This is a genomic window from Actinopolymorpha pittospori (assembly GCF_014873875.1).
Lineage (GTDB): Bacteria > Actinomycetota > Actinomycetes > Propionibacteriales > Actinopolymorphaceae > Actinopolymorpha > Actinopolymorpha pittospori.
The window spans coordinates 10,142,356-10,167,549 of record NZ_JADBEM010000001.1 but is presented as its reverse complement, the minus strand read 5'-3'; the positions used below and the strand labels follow the sequence as shown (position 1 = coordinate 10,167,549).

General features: G+C 70.1%; 25 protein-coding genes and 3 pseudogenes. 11 read left to right on the top strand and 17 right to left on the bottom strand.

The window, feature by feature from the left end:
• Positions 1-372 precede the first annotated feature (372 nt).
• Complete coding sequence (locus HEB94_RS46980) at positions 373-1,500, top strand: GAF domain-containing sensor histidine kinase (protein ID WP_192755838.1); 1,128 nt, start codon at positions 373-375, stop codon at positions 1,498-1,500.
• Positions 1,501-1,511: 11 nt separating this feature from the next.
• Here HEB94_RS46980 and HEB94_RS46975 read toward each other — a convergent pair whose 3' ends face one another.
• Positions 1,512-2,057, bottom strand: a complete 546-nt coding sequence (locus HEB94_RS46975) for a GNAT family N-acetyltransferase (protein ID WP_192755837.1) — start codon at positions 2,055-2,057, stop codon at positions 1,512-1,514.
• Positions 2,058-2,122: 65 nt separating this feature from the next.
• Positions 2,123-2,956 carry an arylamine N-acetyltransferase family protein gene (locus HEB94_RS46970; RefSeq protein WP_192755836.1) on the bottom strand — a complete coding sequence of 278 codons (834 nt, stop codon included), beginning with the start codon at positions 2,954-2,956 and terminating at the stop codon, positions 2,123-2,125.
• 238 nt (positions 2,957-3,194) lie between these two features.
• On the opposite strand from HEB94_RS46970, the gene HEB94_RS46965 reads away from it, so the two are divergent.
• Positions 3,195-3,752: a GNAT family N-acetyltransferase gene (locus HEB94_RS46965; protein WP_192755835.1), complete on the top strand. Its 558-nt coding sequence runs from the start codon at positions 3,195-3,197 to the stop codon at positions 3,750-3,752.
• A 447-nt stretch (positions 3,753-4,199) separates the two neighbouring features.
• Here the strand turns inward: HEB94_RS46965 and HEB94_RS46960 are convergent, their stop codons facing one another.
• Positions 4,200-5,480, bottom strand: coding sequence for a L,D-transpeptidase (locus tag HEB94_RS46960; protein WP_238361810.1), 1,281 nt, complete (start codon positions 5,478-5,480; stop codon positions 4,200-4,202).
• A gap of 294 nt (positions 5,481-5,774) precedes the next feature.
• Between HEB94_RS46960 and HEB94_RS46955 the strand changes: the two genes are divergently transcribed.
• A complete protein-coding gene (locus HEB94_RS46955) occupies positions 5,775-6,272 on the top strand; it encodes a hypothetical protein (protein WP_192755834.1) in 498 nt (165 codons plus the stop codon).
• Positions 6,209-6,844: a CehA/McbA family metallohydrolase gene (locus HEB94_RS46950; RefSeq protein WP_192755833.1), complete on the top strand. Its 636-nt coding sequence runs from the start codon at positions 6,209-6,211 to the stop codon at positions 6,842-6,844. Before HEB94_RS46955 ends, HEB94_RS46950 begins: the two co-directional genes overlap by 64 nt.
• Before the next feature lie 1,116 nt (positions 6,845-7,960).
• Here HEB94_RS46950 and HEB94_RS53145 read toward each other — a convergent pair.
• From HEB94_RS53145 to HEB94_RS53130, 4 genes and pseudogenes are all read right to left on the bottom strand, one after another.
• Positions 7,961-8,221, bottom strand: coding sequence for an alkaline phosphatase D family protein (locus HEB94_RS53145; protein ID WP_337918591.1), 261 nt, complete (start codon positions 8,219-8,221; stop codon positions 7,961-7,963).
• A 112-nt stretch (positions 8,222-8,333) separates the two neighbouring features.
• A pseudogene (locus HEB94_RS53140) lies at positions 8,334-8,969 on the bottom strand (alkaline phosphatase D family protein); the annotation flags it as partial.
• A gap of 152 nt (positions 8,970-9,121) precedes the next feature.
• Positions 9,122-9,265 (bottom strand): annotated as a pseudogene (locus HEB94_RS53135) (PhoD-like phosphatase N-terminal domain-containing protein); the annotation flags it as partial.
• Between the two features lie 47 nt (positions 9,266-9,312).
• Positions 9,313-9,627, bottom strand: a pseudogene (locus HEB94_RS53130) (hypothetical protein); the annotation flags it as partial.
• A gap of 161 nt (positions 9,628-9,788) precedes the next feature.
• Between HEB94_RS53130 and HEB94_RS46935 the strand changes: the two are divergent.
• Complete coding sequence (locus HEB94_RS46935; RefSeq protein ID WP_192755831.1) at positions 9,789-10,805, top strand: sigma-70 family RNA polymerase sigma factor; 1,017 nt, start codon at positions 9,789-9,791, stop codon at positions 10,803-10,805.
• Between the two features lie 34 nt (positions 10,806-10,839).
• On the top strand, positions 10,840-11,274 hold the full coding sequence (locus tag HEB94_RS46930) for an NUDIX hydrolase (protein WP_192755830.1): 435 nt from the start codon (positions 10,840-10,842) through the stop codon (positions 11,272-11,274).
• A gap of 28 nt (positions 11,275-11,302) precedes the next feature.
• On the opposite strand, the gene HEB94_RS53125 is transcribed toward HEB94_RS46930, so the two are convergent.
• From HEB94_RS53125 to HEB94_RS46915, 3 genes are all read right to left on the bottom strand, one after another.
• Complete coding sequence (locus tag HEB94_RS53125; protein WP_273377471.1) at positions 11,303-11,779, bottom strand: GNAT family N-acetyltransferase; 477 nt, start codon at positions 11,777-11,779, stop codon at positions 11,303-11,305.
• Positions 11,780-11,928: 149 nt separating this feature from the next.
• Positions 11,929-12,918 carry an MASE1 domain-containing protein gene (locus HEB94_RS46920; protein WP_192755828.1) on the bottom strand — a complete coding sequence of 330 codons (990 nt, stop codon included), beginning with the start codon at positions 12,916-12,918 and terminating at the stop codon, positions 11,929-11,931.
• A gap of 210 nt (positions 12,919-13,128) precedes the next feature.
• Positions 13,129-13,470 (bottom strand): DoxX family protein, encoded by a 342-nt coding sequence (locus tag HEB94_RS46915; RefSeq protein WP_337918465.1) that lies wholly within the window; start codon positions 13,468-13,470, stop codon positions 13,129-13,131.
• Positions 13,471-13,893: 423 nt separating this feature from the next.
• Between HEB94_RS46915 and HEB94_RS46910 the strand changes: the two genes are divergently transcribed.
• Entirely contained in the window at positions 13,894-14,391 is a 498-nt protein-coding gene (locus HEB94_RS46910; protein ID WP_202896911.1) for an STAS domain-containing protein, read from the top strand.
• Here the strand turns inward: HEB94_RS46910 and HEB94_RS46905 are convergent.
• From HEB94_RS46905 to HEB94_RS46885, 5 genes are all read right to left on the bottom strand, one after another.
• Positions 14,302-15,294, bottom strand: a complete 993-nt coding sequence (locus HEB94_RS46905) for a sigma-70 family RNA polymerase sigma factor (RefSeq protein ID WP_192755826.1) — start codon at positions 15,292-15,294, stop codon at positions 14,302-14,304. The genes HEB94_RS46910 and HEB94_RS46905 overlap by 90 nt on opposite strands.
• 124 nt (positions 15,295-15,418) lie before the next feature.
• Positions 15,419-15,616 (bottom strand): hypothetical protein, encoded by a 198-nt coding sequence (locus HEB94_RS46900; RefSeq protein ID WP_192755825.1) that lies wholly within the window; start codon positions 15,614-15,616, stop codon positions 15,419-15,421.
• Positions 15,617-15,753: 137 nt separating this feature from the next.
• Entirely contained in the window at positions 15,754-16,209 is a 456-nt protein-coding gene (locus tag HEB94_RS46895; RefSeq protein ID WP_337918464.1) for a carboxymuconolactone decarboxylase family protein, read from the bottom strand.
• Complete coding sequence (sigJ, locus tag HEB94_RS46890) at positions 16,194-17,069, bottom strand: RNA polymerase sigma factor SigJ (RefSeq protein ID WP_337918463.1); 876 nt, start codon at positions 17,067-17,069, stop codon at positions 16,194-16,196. Before sigJ ends, HEB94_RS46895 begins: the two co-directional genes overlap by 16 nt.
• 178 nt (positions 17,070-17,247) lie before the next feature.
• Positions 17,248-18,420 carry a winged helix DNA-binding domain-containing protein gene (locus HEB94_RS46885; protein ID WP_192755824.1) on the bottom strand — a complete coding sequence of 391 codons (1,173 nt, stop codon included), beginning with the start codon at positions 18,418-18,420 and terminating at the stop codon, positions 17,248-17,250.
• A gap of 310 nt (positions 18,421-18,730) precedes the next feature.
• Here HEB94_RS46885 and HEB94_RS46880 point away from each other — a divergent pair, with 310 nt between their 5' ends.
• The 4 genes from HEB94_RS46880 to HEB94_RS46865 all read left to right on the top strand — a co-directional run bounded on the left by HEB94_RS46880 (position 18,731) and on the right by HEB94_RS46865 (position 22,777).
• The gene (locus tag HEB94_RS46880; RefSeq protein WP_337918462.1) at positions 18,731-19,156 is read left to right on the top strand and encodes an HIT family protein; all 426 of its coding nucleotides are present in this window, start codon (positions 18,731-18,733) and stop codon (positions 19,154-19,156) included.
• A 345-nt stretch (positions 19,157-19,501) separates the two neighbouring features.
• Positions 19,502-20,215: a class I SAM-dependent methyltransferase gene (locus HEB94_RS46875; RefSeq protein ID WP_192755822.1), complete on the top strand. Its 714-nt coding sequence runs from the start codon at positions 19,502-19,504 to the stop codon at positions 20,213-20,215.
• A complete protein-coding gene (locus HEB94_RS46870) occupies positions 20,215-21,351 on the top strand; it encodes a cytochrome P450 (protein ID WP_192755821.1) in 1,137 nt (378 codons plus the stop codon). Before HEB94_RS46875 ends, HEB94_RS46870 begins: the two co-directional genes overlap by 1 nt.
• 169 nt (positions 21,352-21,520) lie before the next feature.
• Positions 21,521-22,777, top strand: a complete 1,257-nt coding sequence (locus tag HEB94_RS46865; protein WP_192755820.1) for an MIP family channel protein — start codon at positions 21,521-21,523, stop codon at positions 22,775-22,777.
• A 7-nt stretch (positions 22,778-22,784) separates the two neighbouring features.
• Here the strand turns inward: HEB94_RS46865 and trpD are convergent, their stop codons facing one another.
• Both trpD and HEB94_RS46855 read right to left on the bottom strand, forming a co-directional pair.
• Complete coding sequence (gene trpD, locus HEB94_RS46860) at positions 22,785-23,939, bottom strand: anthranilate phosphoribosyltransferase (RefSeq protein ID WP_337918461.1); 1,155 nt, start codon at positions 23,937-23,939, stop codon at positions 22,785-22,787.
• A 171-nt stretch (positions 23,940-24,110) separates the two neighbouring features.
• Entirely contained in the window at positions 24,111-25,145 is a 1,035-nt protein-coding gene (locus HEB94_RS46855; protein WP_192755818.1) for a family 43 glycosylhydrolase, read from the bottom strand.
• Positions 25,146-25,194 lie beyond the last annotated feature (49 nt).

The following is a 25,194-nucleotide window of genomic DNA, read 5'->3' as shown; positions in this document are numbered from 1 at the left end:
TGAGGTACCCGCCGTCGCGTGAGGCGACACTCCCACCGGAGCGTCCGGCCGCTGGATCCGTGATGCATCACGTTGTCCGTCGGCCTCCGGTCCACGGCGACAGACGGTATTAGCGGTGGTTCGTGGGCGCTGATACCGTGAATGTCCTATCGCTGTGAGAGGCGGACCGTCGGGTTCCCGCGAGAGCGCGATTCAGTCCGCACAAACTGTCCGCACCTGCCCAGTTTGATGGGGAAAGAAGCGGCTGCAGAACGGCATTCGACCCACATTTCGTGACCGATTTCGAACTGGCCCGTCAGTGACAAAAGGACCATCGCCATCGTAGACGCCTACAGTGCCGAATACCGCCGCGAGCAATGGCTCCAGGCGGCGTTGGACATTTCTCGGCTGCTGCTGTCCGACACCGACACCCAACGCAGCGATGCGCTGCGGATGGTGGCAAAGCGGCTGGTCGACGTGTCGGGCGCGGACTATGTCGCGATTGGGCTGTCCAATCCCGCCTATCCGGAAGGCACCGGTTTCTTCGAGGCGATCGCCGGCACGCTCGGCGTCGACCACGTTTCCGGACGGCTTTCGCCCAAGCAGGGACTGACCGCCAAGGTCGTCGCGACGGGTGTTCCCGTGGTCAGCCGCAACATCACCGAGGAGGAGGGTTACAACCCGCCTCCGGAGGTGGCCGAGGCGATGTCGGTGCTCGGGCTGGGCATGTATCTCCCGCTCCGCGCGGCAGGCAGGGTGCTCGGGGTTCTCGTGGTCGGTTGGCGGCGCGGTTCGCCGCATGAGGATGTCGCCGCCAACGAGGTGCCGATGATGGAGATGTTCGCCGGTCAGGCGGCGCTGACCATCCAGCAGGTGCAGGCCCGTCTCATGGTGGTGGAGGATCGGGACCGGATCGCCAAGGAACTCAGCACCACCGTGATCGACCGACTCTTCGCTATCGGGACGCACCTGCACGGGATCGCTGGTCTCGTCCAGCCTCACGAAGCGCAACACCTGATGGGTCACGCCATCGACGGACTCGACGATGCGACCCAGCAGATCCGGTCCGCGATCTTCGCCCTGCACCCCGACACCAGCGGGCAACAACAGTCGGCAAGCGACAAGGTCCTCGACGAGTTGGACGTCGCGGCGGCCACGTTCGGATTCACGCCCCGCTTCGTCGTCGAGGGGGCCGTCGACCGAAACCTCGGTCCGCTACCCCAGCAGGAACTCGTCCGCGCTGTCCGCGAGGCGCTCAGCCACGCCGCCAGTCACCGCAACGTGACCAAGGCCGAGGTGATCGTGCGCGTGACAGACGACCGGATCGCGCTCACCGTGAGGGACGACGGTGAGGTGGACGAGCGGCAGCCGATCGAAGGCGCCCTCGCGCAGTTGCGGTCCAGGGCACGACGTCTGGGTGGTGAGTGCTCGGTGCGGTCGGGCGGATCCAGTGGGACGGTGATGTTCTGGGAGCTGCCGTTGTCCGGGGGGTCCCGGGGATCCGGGCGGCCCATTGGGTGACGGCCGCCAGGTCACCAGACCTCGCCGTCGCGCCAGTCGCAGGTCAGTTCACGGGTCAGATCCAACCGGGTCGCGACTGGCAGGACGAAAACGCAGTCGTCGTCCTCGGGTGTGCGGACGACGCCTGTGGGCGTGAGCGCCGAGGTCGGCCCTCGCCAACGCTGCCAGCCGCGTGCCGTGTACAGGCGTGCACCGTCGTCGCTGGCACCCAGCGCGCCCAGGTCGTAGGCGTGGCGCACCACGCGTTCGAGCTCCTCCATCATGGCCGCGGCATACCCGCGCCGCCGCCGGTCGGCCCGCACCGCGACGCCCTCGACGTATCCGGCGCGCAACGCCCGCCCGTCATACAACAGCCGTCGCTGCACGACGGACGCGTGCCCGACGAGTTCCGCCCCGGGTTCCGTCCCTTCCCAGACCAGGGCGTGGACTCCACCCAGGCAGTGCTCCCAGTCGTCCTCGGTGACCTCCTCCTCGAAGACCTCCGCGAGGAGTGCACGGATGGCCTTCCGGGCGGCGACCCCCAGGTCGGCGGTGTGGGCGGTCTCTACGTTCGCCATGCCGGCCATCCTCCCAGCGGAGGCCGGCGGGCGGCGGCCGCGAGACACCGTGAGCCGCGGTGGGTCTAGGTCGTCAGGGCGCTCGCCTGGCTCTGGATCGTTCGCAGGTGTGCGGCATCAGCCTCGCTCAGGTGGATTCCGAAGATGTCCGAGAGGGTCCCGGCCACGTCTGCGGGCTCGACCGTCCGGGTCTCGCTGGTGCCGTCCGGGCGACTCGTTACGAGCGTGTCGCGGTTGAGGCTGTGGCGGGCCGCGGCGCCGGTGCGTTGAACGACGATCCCGGTGACGAACGGCGAGTGCGGATGGGTGGAGGTGAAGTGGTTGCGCATCGCGAAGTCGACGGCGTACTGCGGATCCAGGGTGAAGGTGTGCAGGTCGAACCACCCCTCCGGGTGCAGGGACTGCAGCAGCCACACGGCACCGTCGAGGACGAGCCGGAAGCGCCAGTCGCCCTGGCTCACCTCGCCCGGCCGCAGCGGCAGTGGCTCCAGCAGACCCTCACCGCCGAAGCCGACGTCCGCGATCCACGACGTACCGTCGACGCGAACCCGCAGAAGGGCATGGGAGGCGGGGCGGAGCTTGTCGCTGCCCATCCGGATCCGGGCCGCGTGCCCGGTCACCTCGAACCCGATCCGCGCCAGGACGCCGGCGAAGAGCAGGTTGTGCTCGTAGCAGTAGCCGCCCCGTGGATGGCGGAGGAGCTTGTCCTGGATGTCCGGCAGGTCGATGGAGATGGTGCGTCCCAGGACGATGTCGAGGTTCTCGAACGGGATGCTCGCGGCATGCGCGCGATGCAGTGCGCGCAGGGTCTGGGCCGTGGGCTCCAGCGGGCCGTCGTAGCCGATCCGGGTGAGATAGGCGTCAAGGTCCACTTGCTCGGCGTTCCAGTCGGTCGTCATGCGTTCCTTCCGCGGCAAGTTTCGCGCTGGGATGTCGGCCGGTCGAGGAGTGCTCGGCGTCCCGTGACGGCAGCCCTCCCGTCCGATTACATTAGTCGGCTAACGACAGTTCGGGCAACCGGTCCGAGATGAACCTTGAGGTACGCCGTCGCCGCTGCCATCATGCGAGCAGGTTCGCCGGGACAAGGGTTCCGGACGCGGAGGTCGACGCGTGGTGACGCGGAGGTTGGGGGACGCGATGCCGTTCGAGTATTCGGCCTTCCCGACGTTGAAGACCGACCGGCTGGTCCTCCGGGAGCTGTCCTACGCCGACACCGAGGACCTGTTCAGCTTCCGCAGCGATCCGGTGGAGCAGATGTACAACACCTCGCCGGTGAAGGACCTGCCCGAGACACGCGCGCTGATCGAGCAGCTGCGCACGGCCTATGAGAAGGAACGGGCCATCCACTGGGCGGTCACCCTCAAGGGCGAGGACCGGGCGATCGGCCTGTTCGGCTTCAACTACTGGGAGCGGTTCCATCGGCGCGCCGAGATCGGCTACGACCTGGCCCGCCCGTACCACGGTCGCGGTCTCGCGACCGAGGCGGCGACCGCCATGGTGCGGTTCGGCTTTGAGGAGATGGAGCTCAACCGCATCGAGACCGAGACCATCGCCGACAACCACGCGTCGGTGCGCCTGCTGCGACGCCTCGGCTTCCGGCTGGAAGGGATCCGGCGCGGCTACTCCCTGGAGGACGACGGCACGTTCCACGGCAGTGCCATCTACGCGCTCCTGCGGGAGGAGCACCAGCCCTGAAGGCGCTGTGACCGTTCAACCGTCGCGAGGGAGCGCGGGCTGGGGTCGCGGGCACGGCTCCCATTCCGCAAGGGCCCCACGTTGATCTCAGACTGCTTACTGATAGTGGAGGTATTCGAAGGGGGAGGGTCTATTCCGGAGGCGGCGATGTCCAGCTCTGCACCGTTTCACTGCGACGTGTGCCACTCTGCGGACGCGAGGTTCGTGGTGCACTATGCGAACGTATCGATGCAAATCTGCGAGGCCTGTGGCCGATTCATCTACTCGGGCTTCGTCACCAGCCGCCAGGATCTCCGCCCGCCCTGGGTCCGTCTGGACCACTGGAACACCGACCGCGGTGATCTGTGGGCAGCGCCAGCGCGACTGGTTCGACTTGTTCGTGCCCTCGACCTCTTCGCACGACGTTTCGGGCGCGCCGGCGGAGCAGACGGAGACGTTGTCCCGGATCTATAGCGCGCTGCCGGCCTTCCATTCGTTCCAGGACACGTTCCAGTCGCCCCAACCGTTGCCGGTGGCCGGCATCTGGTCACCGCTGCTGCTGACCACCTCGACCGGGTCGCCGACGTGGGAGACGTGCCAGAGCCAGTCGGAGTTGCTGGTGCTCATGCCGACGCAGCCGTGGCTGGTGTTGGAGTATCCCTGGGACCCCACCGACCAGGGCGCCGAGTGCAGGAACTCACCACTCCAGGTCACCCGAAGTGCCCACCGGCCGGTCAGGTCGTAATCCTCCGGAGCCCCGATGGCCTCGTTCGTGAAGTCGACGTTCTGACGCTTCTCCAGGACCACCTTGGTGCCGTTCCGCGTCTCCCAACCGGACTTTCCTCCGGTCACCGGGATCGAACGGGCCAGGTCGCCGTTGATGTAGACGCGCGCCTTGTGGGAGTCGTCGAGGTCGACCTTGGTCACCACCGAGTTGGCGATGGTGAAGCGCCGCACCTTGTCCTTGATGCCCCACGCGCCGTCACCGGCGTTGACGTCCTTGGTGTTGACCTTCAGCGTGACGTCGGTGTGGGCCGGCCAGTACTTCTTCGGACGGTAGTGAGCCTCCTCCGAGCTGAACCAGTGCCACGCTCCCTCGACCGGCTTGGACGTCTCGACCACCAGCCGCTTCTCGACCTCCGCACGGTCCTTCACCGGCGCGGTGAACTTGACGACGATCGGCATACCGACACCCACCGTGCTGCCGTTCAGCGGCTGGATGTCCGTGCCGAGCACCTTCGCCGGCTTCGCTGTGGTGAACGTCTGGTTGGTCTGGGTCTCCTGCCCGTCGGCGTCCTTCGCGACGGCGTGGACCTGGTAGACCCGGTCCGGGAGGAGACTGCCCGCAGCCGTCGACCACGACGTCCCGGCCTCGTCCAGCGTTCCCTGGACAGGCGCACCGTCGTTGGTGACCTCTACCTGGGTCAGACTTCCGCCGCTGGCCGTCACCGTCACCGGAGCGTCCACCGCCACGTTCTCCGCCCGGTCGCCGGGTGCGACGGTCACCTTCGCCGGCGCCACGGTCTTCTTCGGCGTCGCTACCCCCTTGCCCGGGTTGGCGTTCGCCTGGATCGAAGAACCCGACCCCGAGTCCGCCTGGCAACCGGCCACCAACACCATGGCCAGCATCACCACCAGAGCTCCGACCCCGCGCACCGCCGACCGCATGTGCACTCCTCGCGTGGCACTCGTGGGGAAGGGCCTGCGGGTGTGCGCGACCCGCGGCGGCACGCGACGTTCGGAAGTCATGCGGTCATTTTCCTGCGCGCATGGCACGCGGGCATCCGCACAGGTACTCAGTTCCCGCCGGAGCCGCCTACGGAGCTGACGTTTCTCACGGCCGGGCCGAAACCCGCTTGTCCACCGTGCGCGCCCGGAACCAGACTTGGGGCCGCATCACCTGACCCGCCGCGGCTGACCCACGGCGGCACCGCCGTCCTCGACCTGGTGTGCGCCGCGCGGCGGCGACTGCTCGGACACGCTGCTTGGGCATGCTGTTCTGACACACTGCTCGACTCGCACCTGTTCAACGCGGAGGCCGACATGTGCTGCACGGAGCCGATCGGATTCGACGTACCGGACGAGGTCTCCTCGATGCTCCTGTCCTACCAGGACATGCGCGAGGGTGACCCGGACGGGCTGTGGGGAGACCGCGCCGCCCTGTGGGTGCGAACCCTCGTCTACCGCTGCCCCTTCCTCGGTGAGCCTCGACGTCGGGAGCCGTGGAGGCAGGTTCGACAACATCCGGACTGGACCGACTCCCAGGAGTTTCCCGCCTGGGTCCGTGACGTCGTGCGCGAGGACGGCAAGCCGGACGAGCTGACCGTGGTCCACCTGAACGACGCCGGCGTCGAGGTGGATCCAGCCGTCCTCCCCTGGGTGCTTCCGGACGGTGAGCCGACGCGTCGCCACGTCCTGGTCGACTCACATCTGGCGGAGCCTGTCGTGGTCGACGCCCGGACGACGTCTTCGCGCGGGTGCGTTCCGTCGAGTGCCGCGAACTCGTCGCGGACGCCGCGCTCGGCCTGGTCGACGGCATGAACGTCGTGTCCAACCTCAACGACCAGGGCGCGGCCGTGGTGTTCCGGCGACTGCTCGGCGCGGGCATCCCGATCGCCGCCACGGTGGGCACCGACAGCATGCTCTCGGTGCGCCGCGACTCGACGTACGCGAACCCACCCGGCTGGGCCCGGATGTACGCACAGGTCGACGGCCCACTGAGCGTCGACGGGCTCAAGGACGCCGTTCGCGCCGGACGGACCATCGCCACCAACGGACCCTGGGTCGAGCTCACGGTCCAGGAGCAGGGACCGGGCGGCCGAGTGGACGTGAGCCGCGGCGCGGAGGTCCGGGTCCACGCCGCCGTGCACGGCCCGGGCGTCCAGCGGCTGCGGATCTACACCGCCGACGGTCCCCTCGCTGAAACCGACGTGCCCGGCGAGGAAGGGGCGACCCTCGACGTCACCCTCCCCGTCGACGAACCCACCTTCGTCGTCGCCGTGGCCGACGGCGGGTCGCACCCCGAAGTCCTCACCGACCAGACGATGGCACACACGAGCGCGGTGTACGTCGACGTCGAGGGGCGACGGGTGGCCCGTGCCGAGCACGCCTGATGGTGCCTGGACTGGCTCACCCAACTCGAGAAGCTCGCGGCCGAACACGGCGTCTTCCACGAACCCGCCCACCGCGACGACCTGGCCCAGGTGATCGGCCGGGCCCGCACCTACTACGAGAAGGTCGCCGGAGGGTCCGCCTCGTCGCGCTGAACGTGGACCGGGCGGGCCACGACAGCGCCCTTCCCCGTCATCGAAGGAACCTGAGCCGCCCGGCTCAGGGTGCGTAGACCTCCAGTTCCACGATCCGGGAGTACTTGTGGTCGTTGGAGTCGTACGTCACCACCTGCACCTTGTCGGCCTCGACCGGTTCGAACCGGGCGGTGATCCGGCCCACCTCGTTGTCGCGTACCTCGGCGACGGTCTGCCAACCGGCGGCGGTGTGCACCTGCACGTCGACGTCGCGCACCCCCATCCGGGCGGCGGGGTACTGCGTGGAGTCGAGCGTGTAGACCTCGACCCGGCCGACCACGGCCGGCTCGGCCAGGGTGACGCCGTAGGTATCCGGGAAGACCCCCGAGGTCGCGTCGTGGGTGCCGCTCGCGCCCCACTGGCCGGAGTCGGTGTTGCCGTCGACGCCGCCGCAGAGCCGGACGTTGCTGTGGGTGGAGGAGGCGAAGGCCTGCTGGCCCAGCGCCAGGTTGGCGCTTGGGCCGGGCTGGACGACGGACCCGACCTCGACCCAGACCTTCCGCTTCTGGCGGCCGGAGGTCAGGGTGGCGAGGTAGCGGCCCTGTTCGGTGCCCTCCGGCACCTCGACGGCCACGTCCGTGGTGATGGTGACGTCCGGGTCCTGCGCCGGCAGGTACGTCGACCACAGGCGGCGGGAGAGCTTCAGCGGCTCCTCCACGGTCAGGTCGAGGTTGGCGTACACCGGCGTGTCGGAGGTGTTGGTCAGTCCGACGGTGAAGGCGCCGCCGGCCAGGCACGGCAGGGGCTGGGCCGCCTCCACCACCTCGGGTGCGGTGACCACGACCGTGGGCGTGGTGGCGGGCGGGCGGTCGCGCTCCGCGGCACCGGCCGAGCCCGGGACCGACAGCAGGGTCAGGGCGGCCAGCGCCCCCACCCCAACGGTGAGCAGTGACGTACGTCGGATCATCGTCGTGTCTCCTCGCCTCATGCCTGGATGCCGGGCACGCCGTCGGCCACGGTGAGCGTCCGCCGGGTGAGGGCGGTGCCGCCGGGGCGTTCGATGGTGTCGATCACGCGGTAGTCGGCCGTCCACTCCTGCGGGGTGACGCGGCAGCTGACGTAGCCGCGCTCGTGGTTGGCGTAGGCCAGGTGCGGGCCCTCCGCGAGGATCGTGCGGGTCCAGGCGTCCTCCGCCGGCCCGTCGCCGTCGGAGCTGATCGAGGTGCCCACCAGCTCGGCACCCACCGCCGGCGCGGCCGGGTCGGCGAAGTCGACCTTGAGGTCGCCGGCGAAAGTTGGCGTGCACGTCGCCGGTGAGCACCACGAGGTTGTCGACGCCGCGGTCGGCCAGGCCGCCGAGCACCCGCTCGCGGGAGGCGGAGTAGCCCTCCCAGGTGCCCATCGGCGAGGCGACGCCCTCGCCCGCCGTGTTGTCGAGCGGCATCATCAACACCTGCTGGACGAGCACGTTCCATCGGCTGGACGAGGCGCCCAGGCCATCGAGGATCCACCGCTCCTGCTGCTCGCCGGTGATGATGCGGGCAGGGTCGCGGGTGTCGTCGCCGGGCGCGCGCCAGCCGCCGTCGTGGTGGGAGCGGTACTGGCGGGTGTCGAGCACGGAGAACTCCGCCAGCGAGCCGTACGTCAACCGCCGGTAGAGCTGCATGTCGGGACCCTCCGGCTCCTGGGCCAGCCGCATCGGCATGTGCTCCCAGTAGGCCCGAAAGGCGTTGGCCTGGCGCACCGTCCACTCGACGGAGTCGACCGGCGCCCAGTCGTTCTGCACCTCGTGGTCGTCCATCGTGACCACCCATGGCGCCGACGCGTGCGCGGCCTGGAGGTCGACGTCCTGCTTGTAGTGCGCGTAGCGGAGCCGGTAGTCGTCGAGGGAGAGGCACTCGTGCTGCACGTCGGGTGTGACCTGCTGCTGGCGCACCGCTCCGCCGTCGGCCGGAAGTGCGTTCTCGTAGATGTAGTCGCCGAGGAAGAACACCACGTCGTGGTCTTGCGCCGCCAGGTCGGCGTGCGCGGTGTAGAGGCGAACGCCAGGCTCAGCGCCGCGACCTCCTGGCCCGGTGCCGGCGCGGTACGGGTGCGGCCGATCGGGCTGAACTTGCGGTCGGCCAGGAAGCGGTAGAAGTAGTGCCGCCACGGGCGCAGGCCCCGCACGTCCACGTGCACCGTGTGGGAGTACGCCGAGCGCGCCGTCGCCGTACCGGTGCGCACGATCCGCCGGAAGCTCTCGTCCTCGGCCACCTGCCACCGTACGGGCACGTCGCGGTCGGCCATGCCGCCGTACGGTTCGGCGGGCTCGGTGCCAGCCGGGTCCAGATCACCACCGCGTCGGGGAGCGGGTCGCCGGAGGCGACGCCGAGGGTGAAGAGGTCACGCCGGTCGCGTCCGCCTGTGGCGGCCTCGGCGGTGCGGACGCCGGCCAGGCTGCCGGCCGCCGCGAGGGCAGCCGCCGTTCCGGTGGCGGTCAGGAACCGGTGCCGGCTCAGGGCGGCGGCGCGGAGGGTCTCCAGATAGGTCTGGGGGTGTGGGTTCACGGAGGCATCCGACCGGTGGGAAGTGAATACTGCCTCCCGGACCGGATGAATACTTCCGGCGGACAAGGCTGCCGAGGCCTCAGTCGGTCCAGGATCTGGCATCCAGCCTCGGGTGCGCCCCGGAAACAGGCCCCAGACCGCTCCGCCCACCGGAAGGGTTCGGCCGCGGCCCGTGTCTCCCAGCGGGTTGTCGGTGCGGCCACCTACGGTGGTGCGAGGTGCCGACCTGTCACCGGCGACAGGGGCGGAGAGGAGCGTCCGACATGACGGACTTCGTGGCCGTGGAGCACGCGGAGCGCGACGCGCTGCCGCGTGGGTCCGAGGAGCTTGGACACGTGCTGGAGCGGCATCGCCTGGAGCTGACGGGCTACTGCTATCGCATGCTCGGCTCGGCCTTCGAGTCCGAAGACGCCGTCCAGGAGACGCTGCTTCGTGCGTGGCGAAGTTTCGAGCACTTCGAGGAACGATCGACGCTACGGACCTGGCTCTTCCGCATCGCGACCAACGTCTGCCTCGACATGCTGAGCGGCAGCCAGCGGCGCGCCCGCCCCATGGACCTGAGCCCGGCGCGGACCTCCCTCGACACTGCGCTCCCCGCCCCGCTGCCGGAGTCCGCGTGGATCCAGCCGATCCCCGACTCCCAGGTGGTGCCCGCTGGCGGTGACCCGGCCGAGGTGGCCGTCGCGAGGGAGACCATCCGGCTGGCCTTCGTGGCCACGCTGCACTACCTCCCGCCGCGCCAGCGCGCGGTCCTGATCCTGCGCGACGTCCTGCGGTGGCGGGCGAGCGAGGTCGCCGACCTGCTCGACACCTCCGTCGCCTCGGTCAACAGCGCGCTGCAACGGGCTCGGGCGACGCTCGCGACGAGTGACATGTCGGTGGGGTCGACCCAGCCTGACGACGAGGCCCAACGAGACCTCCTCGCCCGCTACGTCGACGCGTTCGAGCGCTACGACATCGAGTCGCTCGTCGCGCTGCTGCACGAAGACGCCACCCTGTCGATGCCGCCCTTCCCGCTGTGGCTGCACGGCCCGGCTGACATCGGCCGTTGGATGCTCGGCCCGGGGATCGGGTGCCAGGGATCGCGGCTCATCCCGGTCGCCGTCAACGGCTGCGCGGCGTTCGGGCAGTACCGCTCCGCGGGGCCCGAGGGTGGCCACACGCCGTTCGCGCTGCAGGTCATCGAGGTCCGCGACGGTCGCATCGTGGCGATCAACGCCCACCTCGACACCGACCTGGTTTACCCCCTCGTCGGGCTTCCCACGACCACCCTGTCGTGACGGACCGCGTAGCTCCGTCCAGCCCGGCGGCCTGATGTCGAGCGGCCCGCTCCACTCCGTCAGCGTCGCCGCCGTGATCACCGGTGCGGACGGCAGGGTCCTCGCCGTCCGGCGCCGCGACAACGGTCACTGGGAGTCGCCCGGCGGCGTCCTCGAACTCGAGGAGTCCGTCTACGACGGACTGCGCCGCGAGGTCGAGGAGGAGACGGGTCTGCTCGTCGAGGCCGGCGAGCTCACCGGGGTCTACGAGAACCTCGCCCGCGGCGTGGTCGCGCTGGTGTTTCGCTGCGAAGTTCTCAGCGGCAGTCCGCGGCCGACGGCCGAGTCGGCGGAGGTCGCCTGGTTGACCGTGGCGGAGGTCCGCGAACGGATGGCCGAGGTCTATGCCGTACGCGTCCTCGACGCTCTGTCCGACCGATCAGATCGTCCGGCGGTCCGCTCCCACGACGGCAGGCGCGTCACGTCCTGAGCGACAAGTAGTCAGGAGCGACCAGCGGTCACGAAAGCCCAGCGGCCACGGCAGTCCTGACAGCACCGCGCAGCGGAAGATCGAACCACATCAGCTCAGCCGGGCCCACCACGGAGGTTCCGACCTCTGTAAACCCGACCTTGCGGTACAGCGAGCGGGCAGGCGGGTTGTTGGACGGTGTGTTGGTGAGGACGGCTTCGAGACCATTGTCGTAAGCCCAGTCGACGAGGGTCTGACACAGGCGCAATCCGACCCCCTGGCGCCGACACTCCGGCGCGATCCGCATCCGGCTGAGGTGGACGACGTCGGTGCGCCCCTCCAGCAGGGCAGCCGGGACGTCCGGCCCCGGGCCGGTCCGCGCCCACCATGCCCACCAGGACCTCCGCGCCGGCCCGTGGTTCGACGGCCACCCAGAACGCGGAGTAGCACTCCTCGATGCGTTCGAGATCGGTGAACCACCCGGGTGGTCCAGGGCCCTTGTGCCACAGGGGCCACACTCGGTCATGCAGCGTACGGATGTGCGGACGATCGGCCGGACGGTAGGGACGTACGTGAATCACTGAGTCATCCTGACGGCCGGTTTCCCCTCACCGCAACGAGTTTTGGCCCAGCCCGGTCACCACACGGGACAGGCCACGATCCAGTGGGGATGCGTCAACGCTGGGTTTCACGTGGGCCGCGAGTCGGCGGTCTCTGCGGCGGAAGGCCCGGTGGACGCAGGCACTGGTCGAGTTTCTCGACGGCGGCGTACAGCTGGCCGGCAGCGCATTCGATCTCGACGCGCGCGCGATTGCGCTCGGCGATGATGGCGGCCAGGACGAGGGCGGTGAGGGTCGTCGACCACATGAAGGCATGAATAAGGATCAGGTTGGAGATCAGGTGTTCACCGGCGAAGATCCCCCATCCGTGTGAGGCCGCGTAGAGTGCCACGGCGGAGGTGAGCAGGGAGCAGGTCGCGGCTCCGAGGGCCTGAAACCTCAGGGCCGCCCAGATCAGCAGCGGGTAGGCGAGGAACAGCAGCGAGATCGAGCTTCTGCTGACCAGGGCCATGACCACGACCGTCACCACCAGCAGCCCGGCCGCCTCCACCGGACTCGCACCCGGCGGCAGTCGTGGATGGCGGATCGTGAGGAGGAACGGCGCGAGAAGCAGGACGCCGATCGCCGAGCCCATCCACACGGCGAGCCATCTCGTCCCATAGGCCGCCGGAACTTCCAACCCGGCAAGGAGGAGAACTCCCACGCTGGCGCTCACCGCGGCGGACACGAGTGCGCCAACGACGACCAAGGCGATCGCGTCCTGGAGCCGGTCGAGCTGGTTACGGAATCCGGTGCGTTTTAGCAGCAAGCATGCCGAGACCACACCAATCGTGCTGCCGAAGGCGATTCCGAGGGACGCGGCGGCGTTGTCGTGCACCAAGAGGTTGAGGCAGAAGGACCCGAGCGCCACGCCTGGCCATACCCTGAGCCCAAGCAGCAACAGTGCGGCGACAGCGACGCCCATCTGTGGGCGAACGACGCGCATGGCTCCGATGTCGAGAGCGTGGACAAGCCCGATCTCCGCGGCGCCGTAGTAGACGGCGGCCACGCAAAGGTTCTGCAGAACGACCCCCAGGCCGGACCGCAGGCAGCGCGTCCGCCCCACCTGACAACCGTACGCCGACGGCCTGACGCGCCGCTCGCGCGCCTCGGCATTTCTCAGCGGGAACCCGGCGAATCCGTCACCCGGTCAGGCCTGCCCTCTTGCCGGGCCGCGGGCCTGACTGGGTGACGGATTCGATGGGGTGCGGATTCGATGGGGGCGCTGGCTGACCGCGAAGTGCCGGTGAAGCTCGTCTCCGGCAGCGCACGGTGCCTACCGCCGGGTCAGCCGGGCGAAGAGTTCTGCGGTGTTGCGGCGGCGACCCCAGGCGATGACGGCGACCACGACCGCGACGATGACCGGGGTCGCGGCGTTCTGGCCGTTCATCACGGTCACCTGGGTGATGAACGCTCCGACCATCAAGCCGATGTAGGCCAGTCCGGCCAGACCCGACAGCAGCGGGATCAGCAGGCCGATCGCGCCCGCGAGTTCCAGGGCGCCGGTGAGGTACATGAACCAGTCGCCGAACCCGATCTTGTCGAAGATCACCGCTTCCGACGAGTGACCGATCAACTTGGGGAACGCACTGACGAGGAAGAAGAGCGAGGTCGCCACCTGGATCACCCAAAGTGACGTTCAGGCGGCGCGCCCGCGGGCTGCGAACCTCGTGGCCGGCGGCGGCCGCGCTGTGGGTGCCCGGTGCGGAAGGGCTGTCGATCATCGTGGCTCCTTGGAAGCTTCGGTGTAAGCGTCGTCGAAGCATTGGACCGTGGGAGCGCGCCGAACTCATCGGTCCGCGCTCGAACTCTTCGACCGCATTTCTGGCAGGTGTTCCGCGCGCTCGGCGAGGGGTTCGGCCCGGCGAGCAGAGCGAGCTTCCTGATCGCCTGCCCCCGCCGCCAGGCGTCCTCGCGCACGGGGCCAAATCCCGCCGCTACGACCTGGCGGCACAGCGATGACTTTTCGCCGGCCGGCGAGTCTCTTTGGCGTGAACAGCGCCACGGGGGGTCGGGGACGACAGGTTCAGAGGACGGGTGCATGAGGCCCGTCTGTCGACCGCGCTCCCCGGCCGAGGCGACCGTGATGTTTCTGAGCCTGCCCGGCCGGATCGACCGGACCGACATCCCGCACCTGTGTGAGCGGCTCCGGGTGCTGGTACGCGCCGAGGTCCCGCGCGCCCGCGACATCGAGAATCTGGACCCGCGTGGCGGTGCGGTGGGTGTTCAGCAGTCCGGGCCGGAACGGGGTGCCGACGCTGGCTGGGTCGTCTGCGACGTGAGCGCGCTCACCGAACCGGACGCGGCCGCGGTCGAGGCCCTGGCGCGGCTGCAGCTCACCGCCCGGCGGCTCGGGTGCCGCATCCGGCTGCGCGGCGCCTGCCCACGCCTGCAGGACCTGTTGGCGCTGGTCGGGCTGGCCGACGTCGTACCTCTGCTGCCTCCGGCGTCAGGAGTCGAGCCGGAGCGGCAGGCCGAACAACGGGAACCAACGGGCGACGTCCAGGAACGAGTTGAGCCCGACGATCCGCCCGCCTGACACCTCGATGACCTGCAGCGCCCAGGGTTCGTGTGCCCCGCCCGGGCCACTGGGGCGGTACTGGCCGAAGGCCGGCAAACCGTTCGCCATCGTGGGGATCAGCCGGGAGCCGCGGCAGCCGTGACCCGGCCCCAGCATCCAGGCGCGGATCTGGTCCCCACCCCGCAACCACAGGTCCAGCGGCGGCATGGACAGCGTGGCGTCCTCGCGCAGCAGCGAGGTGAGCGAGTCGAGGTCGTAGCGCTCGAAGGCGTCGACATAGCGGGTCAGCAGGTCACGCTGGGCGTCGTCCATGGGGTCCGAGGCGGTCGCCGCCCCGCTCGCGGCCAGGGTCGCCCGCGCCCGCTGCAAGGCGCTGTTGACGGAGGCGACGGTGGTGTCGAGAAGTTCGGCGACCTCGCTCGCCTTCCACTCCAGCACCTCGCGCAGGATCAGGACAGCGCGCTGCCGGGGCGCGAGTTGCTGCAGGGCGGCGACGAACGCCAGCCGCACGCTGTCGCGGAGTGCGGCGACTTCGGCCGGGTCGCCGTCTGTCGGGAGGACCCGGGCGTCAGGGACGGGCTCCAGCCAGGTCACCTCCGGCAGCGGGGGGCCCAGCGGTGAGCTGGCCGTCGACGCACCGGTGAGATCCATCGGACGGGCCCGCCGCTGCCGGCCGTTGAGCATGTCGAGGCAGACGTTGGTCGCGATGCGATACAGCCACGATCGCAGCGCGGAGCGACCGTCGAACCGGTCGTAGGCACGCCAGGCTCGGATCATGGTGTCCTGGACGGCGTCCTCGGCCTCGAACGCCGAACCGAGCATGCGGTAGCAGTGGGCGGTCAGCTCCACTCGGTGCTGCTCGAGCTGAGCCTCCACGTCACCGTCCGTGCCCGGCCCGGTCGCAAGCGTGCTCTCGTCCATGGAGGGTCACTCCTCGACTTCGGGTGCGTCAGCTGGTCACTCACGCCGCCGCCTTCGTCGGCTGCTTGCGCATCGTACCCAGCCGGACCGCACACCGAAGTCGAGCAAGACACCCGGACCCGGCTCAGGACGACGGCTCCGGTAGGTCGCAGCTGACCTTCGGGTTGACGCCGAGGTAGTTCAGTGGCCCGGCGACGACCGTGACGGCGATGGTTCCGGCCTTGGCGCAGCTGGTGTCGGAACCGCGGAAGTATCCGCGCTGGCCGACCGCGACGATCCCGATGATCAGCCAGATGGCGACGACGACTCCTACGTACTTCATGTGCGCCCCTCCTCATCCGAGGGCGGGCCATGAGCACCCGCAATGGCGGTAGGGCACGATGATCCCACGTTGGAGCGTTTGTCGCAGAGGTCGCGCGGGCCGGGCGGTCGGACAGCCACGGAGTCCTCAGCTCGTCCCTACATGCGGTGAGACCCGGCGGGGTTCCGGACGGTCACGTTGATGCGGTTCCAGGCGTTGATCGCCGCGATCGCCATCACCAGGGCGGCCAGCGACTCCTCGTCGTAGTGCCTGCTCGCCTCCTCCCACACGTCGTCCGGCACGCCCGCCGACTGGTCGGCGATCCTCGTCGCCGCCTCGGTCAGGGCCAGCGCGGCACGCTCGGCGTCGGTGAACAACGGCGCCTCGCGCCACGCGGCGACGGTGAAAAGGCGGTCGTCGGTCTCGCCGGCCTTCTTGGCGTCGTGGGCGTGCATGTCGACGCAGAAGGCGCAGCCGTTGATCTGGCTGGCCCGCAGCTTCACCAGGTTGAGCGTCGCGTCCGGGACAGGGCTGTCGTGGAGGTACTTCTCCAACGCCATCAGGGCCTGGTAGCCCTTCTTCGCGTGGTCGACGACGCTCATTCGCTTGTCCACTGAATGCTCCTCAGCTTCTCGGGGTTCCGAACGATGTCGATCTCGGTGATGCGCCCACCGGCGACGGTCAGGCCGGTGACGCTGTCGAGTTGGTCGCCGCGGAAGACCACGATCCCGGGCCAGCCGTTGACGTTGACGAGGGAACGCCCGGCGCCGTCGTAGCGGCGGGAGATTCCGACCAGGAAGCGCGCGACCTTCGTGGCACCGACGACCGGCTTGCGAGTCGCGAGCACGATGCCGCCACCGTCGCTCCGCATCACCACGTCGGGGTCCAACAACGCGAGCAGGCCGTCCAGGTCCCTGCCCGCTGACGCCCGCGCGAAGGCCTCGACCACGCTGCGGTGCGCGGCCGTGTCCACCTCGAAGCGCGGGGCGCGGGCGCTGACGTGCTTCCTGGCCCGGGTGGCGAGTTGGCGGCAGGCCGCCGGCGTCCGGCCGACCGCCCTGCCCACCTCGGTGAACGGCAGGCCGAAGACGTCGTGCAGGACGAACGCCGTCCGCTCGGCCGGGCTCAGCGACTCGAGCACCACCAGCATCGCCATGCTCATCGACTCGTCCAGCGTCACCCGCTCGGCGGGGTCGTCTCGCGCCACGATGGGTTCGGGCAGCCAGGTCCCGACGTACTCCTCGCGCCGTTTCCGGGCCGAGCGCAGCGTGTCGACCGCGAGTCGGGACACCGTGACGATGAGCCACCCGGTGAGGTCCTCGATCTCGCTCTGGTTGGTCCGGGTCAGCCGTAGCCAGGCGTCCTGAACCGCGTCCTCGGCCTCCTCGACGCTCCCGAGGATGCCGTAGGCGACCGCGATCAGCCGGGGTCGGAGCGCGTCGAAGGTGTCGGCCAGATCCTCACCTGATGTCACGCTTCTGCCGTCCCTGCCGCGGATGTCCGCCGAGCCCGAGCCATCGACCACGTCGGGTGGACGAGACAGCCCGCCCGGATGTGACACGCCCCAGTCTGCTTGGCCGATCCGGACGGGAGCCGGCCAGGCGTCGGGCGGTTCGGTTCAGTCGGACGTTCGGTTCAGCCGGACGTTCGGTTCAGTCGGACGTGGTGAGGCGGACGTCGCGGTCGCCGGTCGTGGGCGCGACGAACTCCAGGAGGCGCTCGGCCTCACTGGTCAACTCGGCGGCGTGCCGCTTGGACAGCGACCGGAACGGTGTGAGGACCAGCGCCGCGCGCGTCCGGCTGCGTTCCAGCTTCCAGGTCCCACGGACGTGGCCGTCGACGAGGAACGTCGGCCTGGGCGAGTCGTTCTTGCTGGCCAGGCCGGCTCGGGCGTCCTCCGGTATCACCCGGGCGCGGTCGGCGTGGGAGCGCAGGCAGTTGTCGTACTCCGGCAGGAACCGCACCGGCACCGGCGTGTCCGGATCGGGGAGCGGGCCGTCGGGCACATCGAAGAGTTCGCGGCCGTCCTCGGCGCTGTAGGTCCGCAGGCTCGGCCGCAGCCGCCCGAAGACCTCACCCAACCGGGTCAGCCCGGACCAGGCCTGCATGTCCTGCACGGTGGCCGGTCCGTAGGCCGCGAGGTAGCGGTGGACGAGCCACTCCGGCGACGGCTCGGGGTCCTCGGGTCGGCCGAGCCAGGCCTGCGTGGTCGTCAGGGTGGGCTGACCACTCGCGCCCCAGAGGCCTCGCGGCGGGACCTGGACGCAGGGCAGCAGGTTCCGGACCGCCAGGGTGAGGAACGTCGGGTCGTGGTCGGGCCAGTACTCCGCCAGGTGCGCCCGGATCTGCGGGTTCGTCCGTGGCCGCTCGTCGAGAAACTCCCGACCGACCGACGCCACCTTCGCGAGGTCCTCGTCGGTGACACCGGGGGCCCAGCCCGTGGCGCGGAGTCCCCGTGCGAGGAAGTCCTGGAACAGCGGGCGCATCGACAGCGCGTCCGCCGCCGTGATCAGGTGCACGGTGCTTCGCATCATGGCCATCCGGACGACCTCGCGCCCGGTCATCAGCGCGCCGAGGTGGTCGGGGTGGAAGTTCTGAAGCCGGCTCCACAGGCCGACGTAGGGGGCCTGCGGTGCCTGTGCCTGCATGCCGGCGAGCTGCTCGACCGCCGCGAGCGCGGTGCGGTCCGAACGCCGGGTCAGCAGTTGCCGTTCGAGCAGAGCCCGGTTGAGTGCTCGGTTGGTGATCTTGCCACCGGCCCGGTCACGTGGCGCGGCCGAGAGCGTGCTCGCCGGGCCGCTCGAGTGGCGGTCGTCGCTTCCCATCGGGGCTCCTCCGTGCAGGCGCGGCGTTTCCGCGAGTCCGCCGGTCGCGCCGGCTGGGGAAACGGAGCCCCGTTGGGCCCGAACACAAGCTAGCGGGCGATCCGGTCAGTTTCTGTCCTCTTTGTGCTGTCCTCTTTGTGCCCGGCCGCGTGCTCAGAGCCGGTCGGCCTCGACGAGAGCCAGCAGGTCCGTCGCCGCCGTCGCGGCCAGAGTCCTGGTCGAGGGCCCCGACCTCCATGCGGGTAAGGACTACTGGCGGCCGCGCATGCGCGTCTTCGCCGCCGTGTCCGGCCGTACATACACTGCGGGGGTGGCGAGCAGTGAGTGCGCCTTCTGCCGGGTCGTCGCGGGAGAGCTTCCCAGCACCGTGATCGCCGAGGAGGAACGCGCGATCGCGTTCATGGACGTCCTCCCGGCGACCGAAGGTCACCTGCTCGTCGTTCCCAGGACCCACACCCGCGACCTGCTCAGCGCCGAGCCCGCCGATCTCGCCGCCTGCGTCCTGCTGGCACAGCGGATGGCACGGCTGCTCCGCGACCGGCTGGGCGCCTCCGGCGTCAACCTCGTCCAGAGTTCGGGCGCGGCCGCGTGGCAGACGGTGTTCCATCTGTACCTGCATGTGGTCCCCCGCTACCCGGGCGACCCGTGCCGGCTGCCGTGGATCCCCAGCCACGGCGACCCGGCGAAGATCGCCGCCGCCGCGGCCAGGCTCACCTCCGACGAACCCCTCACCTGACTAAAGCCGCGACCGCCGGCCGGTGACCGGAACGCGCTCCGACCCTCCGTCCGCGCCCGGCCGCCACCACGACGGGCGTCGGGTCGATAGGTGTCGAACGACGTTCGGCTCACGACCGTGACGATCCGGGCGAGTACGTCGCAATGGGGATCGACAGGGGTGGATAACCTGGCCGTTGGTGGACGGATCCACGACGGGGCGACGTCTCTACAACTGACATCAGGCTTGGCAGGTCCGTCGGGCGAGCAATAGTGGAGGAGAACTGGGCCACCCGGAGTCCGGGTGCAGGAGGGCATCCACCGGGTCGCTTGCGGGGGCGGGCGATGATCCGCTGAGGACGAGACGATGGCTGACGCAAGATCGACGCAGGCAACCGCGAAACCGGCAACCAGGCAGCAGAGCGAGGCGGCGGCGCCGCACAACGTGCAGCACCCGTTCTTCGCGTGGCTGTGGACGCGGCTGGGACCGATGCTGGACCGGGCCGGGCTGGCGGAGTACCGCAAACAGCTCCTGGCCGGTATCCAGGGCAGGGTGTTGGAGATCGGAGCCGGCAGCGGCCTGAACTTCCCGCACTATCCGTACTCCGTCAACGGTGTGCTCGCCATCGAACCGGAGCCCAGTCTCGCCCAGTACGGCGCCGCTGCGGCGGGCTGCGCGCCCGTCCCGGTGGAACTCGTGGCCGGGACGGCGGAGTCGATCCCGAGCGCCGACGCGTCCTTCGACGCCGCCGTGACCTCGCTGGTGCTCTGCTCCGTGTCCGACCAGCGGGCCGCCCTTGCCGAACTGCATCGGGTGCTGCGCCCGGGCGGGAAGCTGTACTTCCTCGAACACGTCGGCGCCGAGACCCCGGGGCTGCGGCACGTGCAGGCAGCGCTCGACACGACCCTGTGGCCCGTGGTGAACGGGGGCTGCCACACCAGCCGGGACACCGCCGCCGCGATCGAGGCGAACGGCTTCCGGATCGACCGGCTGACGCGTCTGCGGTTCCCCGACACGACGATTCCTTCCCCGAGTTCCCCGCACATCCTCGGCATCGCGACCCGGACCGGAGGCGACTGATGACAACGACCGTGCGTCGAGTGACCACCCACGCTGGTGATCCTGCCTGGCAGGTGAGCGGATACGACACCGTGAAGAGTCTGCTGGCCGACCCGAGGCTCGGTCGTTCCCATCCCGATCCCGAGCACGCGTCCCGCTTCTCCGACGCGATGGTCTTCGGCCGCCCGCAACAGTCGAACTCCGAGGAGAACACCGAGCACCGGCAGATGCGGCGGCTGCTCGCCCGGTCCTTCTCGGCCCGCCGGCTCGCCGTGCTGCGGCCGCGGGTCCAGCAGGTGGTCGAGGACCTGCTCGACGAACTCGCCGCGCGGTCACGCCCGGCCGACTTCCACGACGCGATCTCCTTCCCGCTCCCGGCGTTCGTGATCTGCGAACTGCTCGGCGTGCCGTACGAGGACCGGGAACGCTTCCGGCGTTGGTCCGACGACGCCGGTGACATGACCGACGCGGGGCGATCCTCGGCGGGCATGGATGCGCTGCACACCTACATGCGTGGCCTGGTCGAGGCCAGGCGGGCCGAACCCGCCGAGGACGTGATCTCCGACCTGGTGACCGCGCAGGTCGACGCGCGTCCGGCCTACGACACCGACGCTGCGGCACAACTCGCCGCCGGTCTGTTGTTCGCCGGGCACGAGACCACGGTGACGGCGATCGACAACGGTGTCGTCCTGCTGCTGACCAACCCCGACCAGCTCGCCGAACTCCGGCGTGACTCCTCGGTGGTGCCGCAGGTCGTCGAGGAGGTGCTGAGGTTCGGCCTGCCCGGACAGGACGCCGGTCGTGGTGGTGCCAACGGGTTGCCCCGCTACGCCAACGCCGACATCACGGTCGAAGGTACGACGATCAACGCGGGAGATCTCGTAGTCCTGGATTTGCAGGACGCGAACTACGACGAGATCCGCTTCCCCGGACCGCGCGTCTTCGACGTCTCGCGCTCTGACAACCCGCACTTGACGTTCGGGCACGGGCCGCGGTTCTGTGTCGGGGCGCCGCTGGCCCGGATCGAGCTCGAGGCGCTGTTCGGCACCCTCTTCCAGCGCTTCCCCGGCCTGCGGCTCGCCGTGTCGGAGGAGGATCTCCACCCGCGCAGGCACCTGTTGACAGGTGGACTCTCGGAGCTGCCGCTGGACTGGTGAGCGCGACGACGGGGCCCGCCGTCGCTGCTGTCGAAGTGCTGTCACACACCCGTACCCGAGTCTCCGCACGACGCCGACGCGGTTAGGTCGGTGCCTTCCGGGGAGTTATCGGGGGAACCCGTGTCGCGCGGGGCAGGCGCGCGCCGGCCGCTCCCGGGAGGTGCGAGGGGTGAGTGAACAGGTCTCCGCTCTGCGGAACCCGCGCGGGCTCAAACGGGTGGGCGGGACGTGGGGCGAATGTCTCGCGGAGTTCCTCGGCACCTTCGTGCTCATCCTCCTCGGCGACGGCGCGACCGCGATGGCCGTGGCCGGACTCCCCGGATCGGGGCGCACCATCAGCCCCACGACGATCTTCGTCGGGCCCGGCGACTGGCTGCTGATCGGTTTCGGGTGGGCGTTCGCGGTGGCGTTCGCGGTCTACGTCGCCGGCGGGGTCAGCGGTGCGCACGTCAACCCCGCCGTGACGATCGCCTTCGCCGTACGTCGCCGCTTCCCGTGGCGGAAGGTCGGCCCCTACGTCGTCGCCCAGGTGCTCGGCGCCTTCGTCGCAGCCGCCGTGATCTACACGGTGTACGGGTCGGCGATCAACGCGTTCGACGCGGCGTCGCAAACCCCACGGGAGTCGGGTGAGGCGGTCGCGACGTTCTCCATCTTCGCGACCTTCCCGGCTCCCTACTTCCACGGCAGTTGGGTCGGACCCTTCATCGACCAGGTGGTCGGCGCCGGCCTGCTGCTGTTGTTGATCGTCGCCGTGATCGACCGGCGCAACATGGCCCCGCAGGCCAACATGGGCCCGCTGCTGACCGGACTGGTGGTCGGTGCGATCGGCATCTCCTTCGGCGCGAACGCGGGGTTCGCGATCAACCCGGCCCGTGACTTCGGCCCCCGCTTCTTCGCCTGGATCGCGGGCTGGGGAGACGTGGCGTTACCGGGGTCGGTAGCGGGGGCGTTCAGTTGGTACTTCTGGATTCCCATCGTCGGACCGATCGTCGGTGGGCTGATCGGCGTGCTGCTCTACGACCTGTTCATCGGCGACGTGCTGAGCGCCCGTTCCATGCCGCCGCCCGCCGGACGTGCCGGGCCGGGGGACACGGCGGAGAGCGAGCCTCCTCCCGGCCAACCAGGTGGCCCCACGGGGGCCGAGGCGGAGCCGCCCCCGGGCCGTGCCGGACCAGGCGAGCACACCGGTCCCGGCGAACGCCCGAATCCCGGTGAACGCCCGAATCCCGGTGAACGACTCGGCCCTGGTGAGCGACTCGGCCCTGGTGAGCGACTCGGCCCTGGTGAGCGACTCGGCCCTGGTGAGCGACTCGGCCCTGGTGAGCGACTCGGCCCTGGTGAGCGACTCGGCCCTGGTGAGCGACTCGGCCCTGGTGACCGACCCGGATCAGCTGGGGGCGACGAGCCGCCTCCGGCAGCCAGCTGAGGATCACTCACTCCCTCAGCTGCCCGGAGTGGGTGGCGGCGACCCAGCGGCGCAGCGTTTCGCGGGCCGCGCCGGAGTCGACCGCCTCGGCGCAGCGCACCAGGTGCGCTGCGAGCCGCCCGGTCAGCCCCTCGGGTGTGGGATCGAGTGCACCGGTGGGATCGGCCGCGGCCAGGACGGCCGCGGCGTTGAGAAGAACCACGTCGCTTACCGGCCCCGGCTTCCCGTCCAGCAGGGCCTCGACGACGCGCGCGTTCTCAGCCGCGTCTCCACCTCGCAGCGCGCCCGGGTCCGCGGCCGGGATGGCGAGGGCACGCGGATCGAACCGGGTCGAGGTGGCGACGCCGGCACCGACGACCCAGACCCGCGACGTCGTCACCGTGGTGAGTTTGTCGAGCCCGTCGTCGCCGCGGACGACCAGCGCCGAGGCGCCGCGCAGGGCGAGCACGTCCGCGATCACCGGGGCCATCCGCGCGTCGGCCACGCCGACCACCTGATGGGTGGGCAAGGCTGGGTTGACCAACGGCCCCAGGATGTTGAACGCCGTCGGGACCGCGAGTTCCCGGCGTATTGCGGCGACGTGGCGCAGTCCAGGGTTGTATCTCGGTGCGAACAGGAAGGTGATGCCGGCCTTGACGGCGACCCGGGCGGCCCGCTCCGGAGGGAGGTCGAGCCGCACGCCGAGGTGTTCGAGGACGTCGGCGGAGCCGGAGGTCGAGGAGGACGCGGCCCGGCCGCCGTGCTTGACCACCCTGACCCCAGCCGCGGCCGCGACGATGGCGGCCATGGTGGAGACGTTGACGGCGCCGCTGCGGTCACCGCCGGTGCCGGCGATGTCGACGGTCGTTCCGGGGACCCTGACCCTGGTCGCGTGACCAAGCAGCGCCTCGACCAGCCCACCGATCTCGACCCCTGTCTCCCCCTTGGCCCGCAGGGCGATCAGGAACCCGGCGACCTGGGCGGAGGTCGCCATCCCGCTCACCACCTGGCTCATGACCCACGCCGTGTGGGCACCGCTCAGGTGCTCGCCGGCAAGCAGTCTGGTGACGAGGTCGGCCCAGGAGTGGGTGGGGTCCTCCGCTGGGCGAGGGGCCTGCGGGCCGGTCCCTGGGGCCGGGCGAGGCTCCTGACTGGTCCCGGCGGGGGGAGTTGTCGCTGTCACGGCTGATCCTCGGGTCGGGCCTGCCCGACGAGGCATGGTGGTCCGGACATGACGACGGCCGCCTCGTCGAGGCGGCCGTTGGGTGTCGCGCTGAACGGGTGGGCCGCCTAGGAGGCGGACCACCAACCGTTCACGCGCACGATCACGGGAGGACCCTAGCAGGCGCTCCCCCTACCGGCTGGGCGTTCCGTCATGAACCTGCGGCCAGCCGTCGGCTCCCCAGGTGAGGACGTCCATCATCAGCGCTCGCGGCGCCGGGCTCGGGAGTGGGTTTCCGGCCGGGTCGCGCAGTGGGTACGCGTGGTAGAAGAGCACGTCGGTCCGCCGCCCGTCGACCGTCGCCTGGGTCGGGAACTGGTGGCCCGGTGAGGCGAAGTCCGCGTCCTCGCGCAGGATCGGCTCGGGTAGCTTGCCGGCGTCGAAGGACGCGGTTGGTGTGGTGGCGCGGGCGACGCCGACGCCGTAGTGGCCGGTCGGTGTGTAGAGGTTGCCGCTGTAGAAGAGGTAGTAGTGCCGGTCGGCGCGCCGGTAGACCATGCTCGGCGCCTCGACGGAGTTGCCCTCCCACGGCAGTGTGTTGGACAGGATCGGCGTGGGCTGGCGGGCGAGGGTGAGCCCGTCGGCGGACAGTCGGTCGATCATGATGCGCCGGTTGCCGATCTCCTTGTAGAGCAGGTAACGCTGGCCGCCGGGCGCGCGGAACATGCTGGCGTCGATCATGCTGACGGTCGGATCCTCAGCGAGTGGCTGCTCCCGCAACTGCCATCCGCTCTTCAGCCGGTCCGACGTCGCGACGAACACCTTGGCGAACTGGCCCGGGCCCGGACGCATCGAGAAGTAGCAGATCCAGGTGTTCCCGATCCGGTAGACCTCCGGCGCCCACGCGTCGACGTAGCCGGCCGGGATCTGCAGGAAACGGCCGAGATCGCTCCAGGTGTGCCCGGCGTCGCTGGACTTGTAGAGCTTCATGCCGGTGGTGAACGCGTACCAGGTATTGCCCCGGATCACCATGCCCGGATCGGCCGCGGCGCACTCGTTCAACGGGTTCGGGTAGGCGTCATCCCCGGTCCGCGCGGCACAGGGTTGGCCCTCGACGGCGGGTGGGCGGGCGGCGGCGGCTGGTCGGGCGGGGGTGGGTCCGGCCGTTCCCCAGAGAGCGGCGAGGGCGAGGACCAGCGTCGCGGTGGCCCGGACGAGGATGCGCATGATCACTCCAGCGATGGTTCCGGCGAGTGCGGTGCGGCTCGACGTAGGA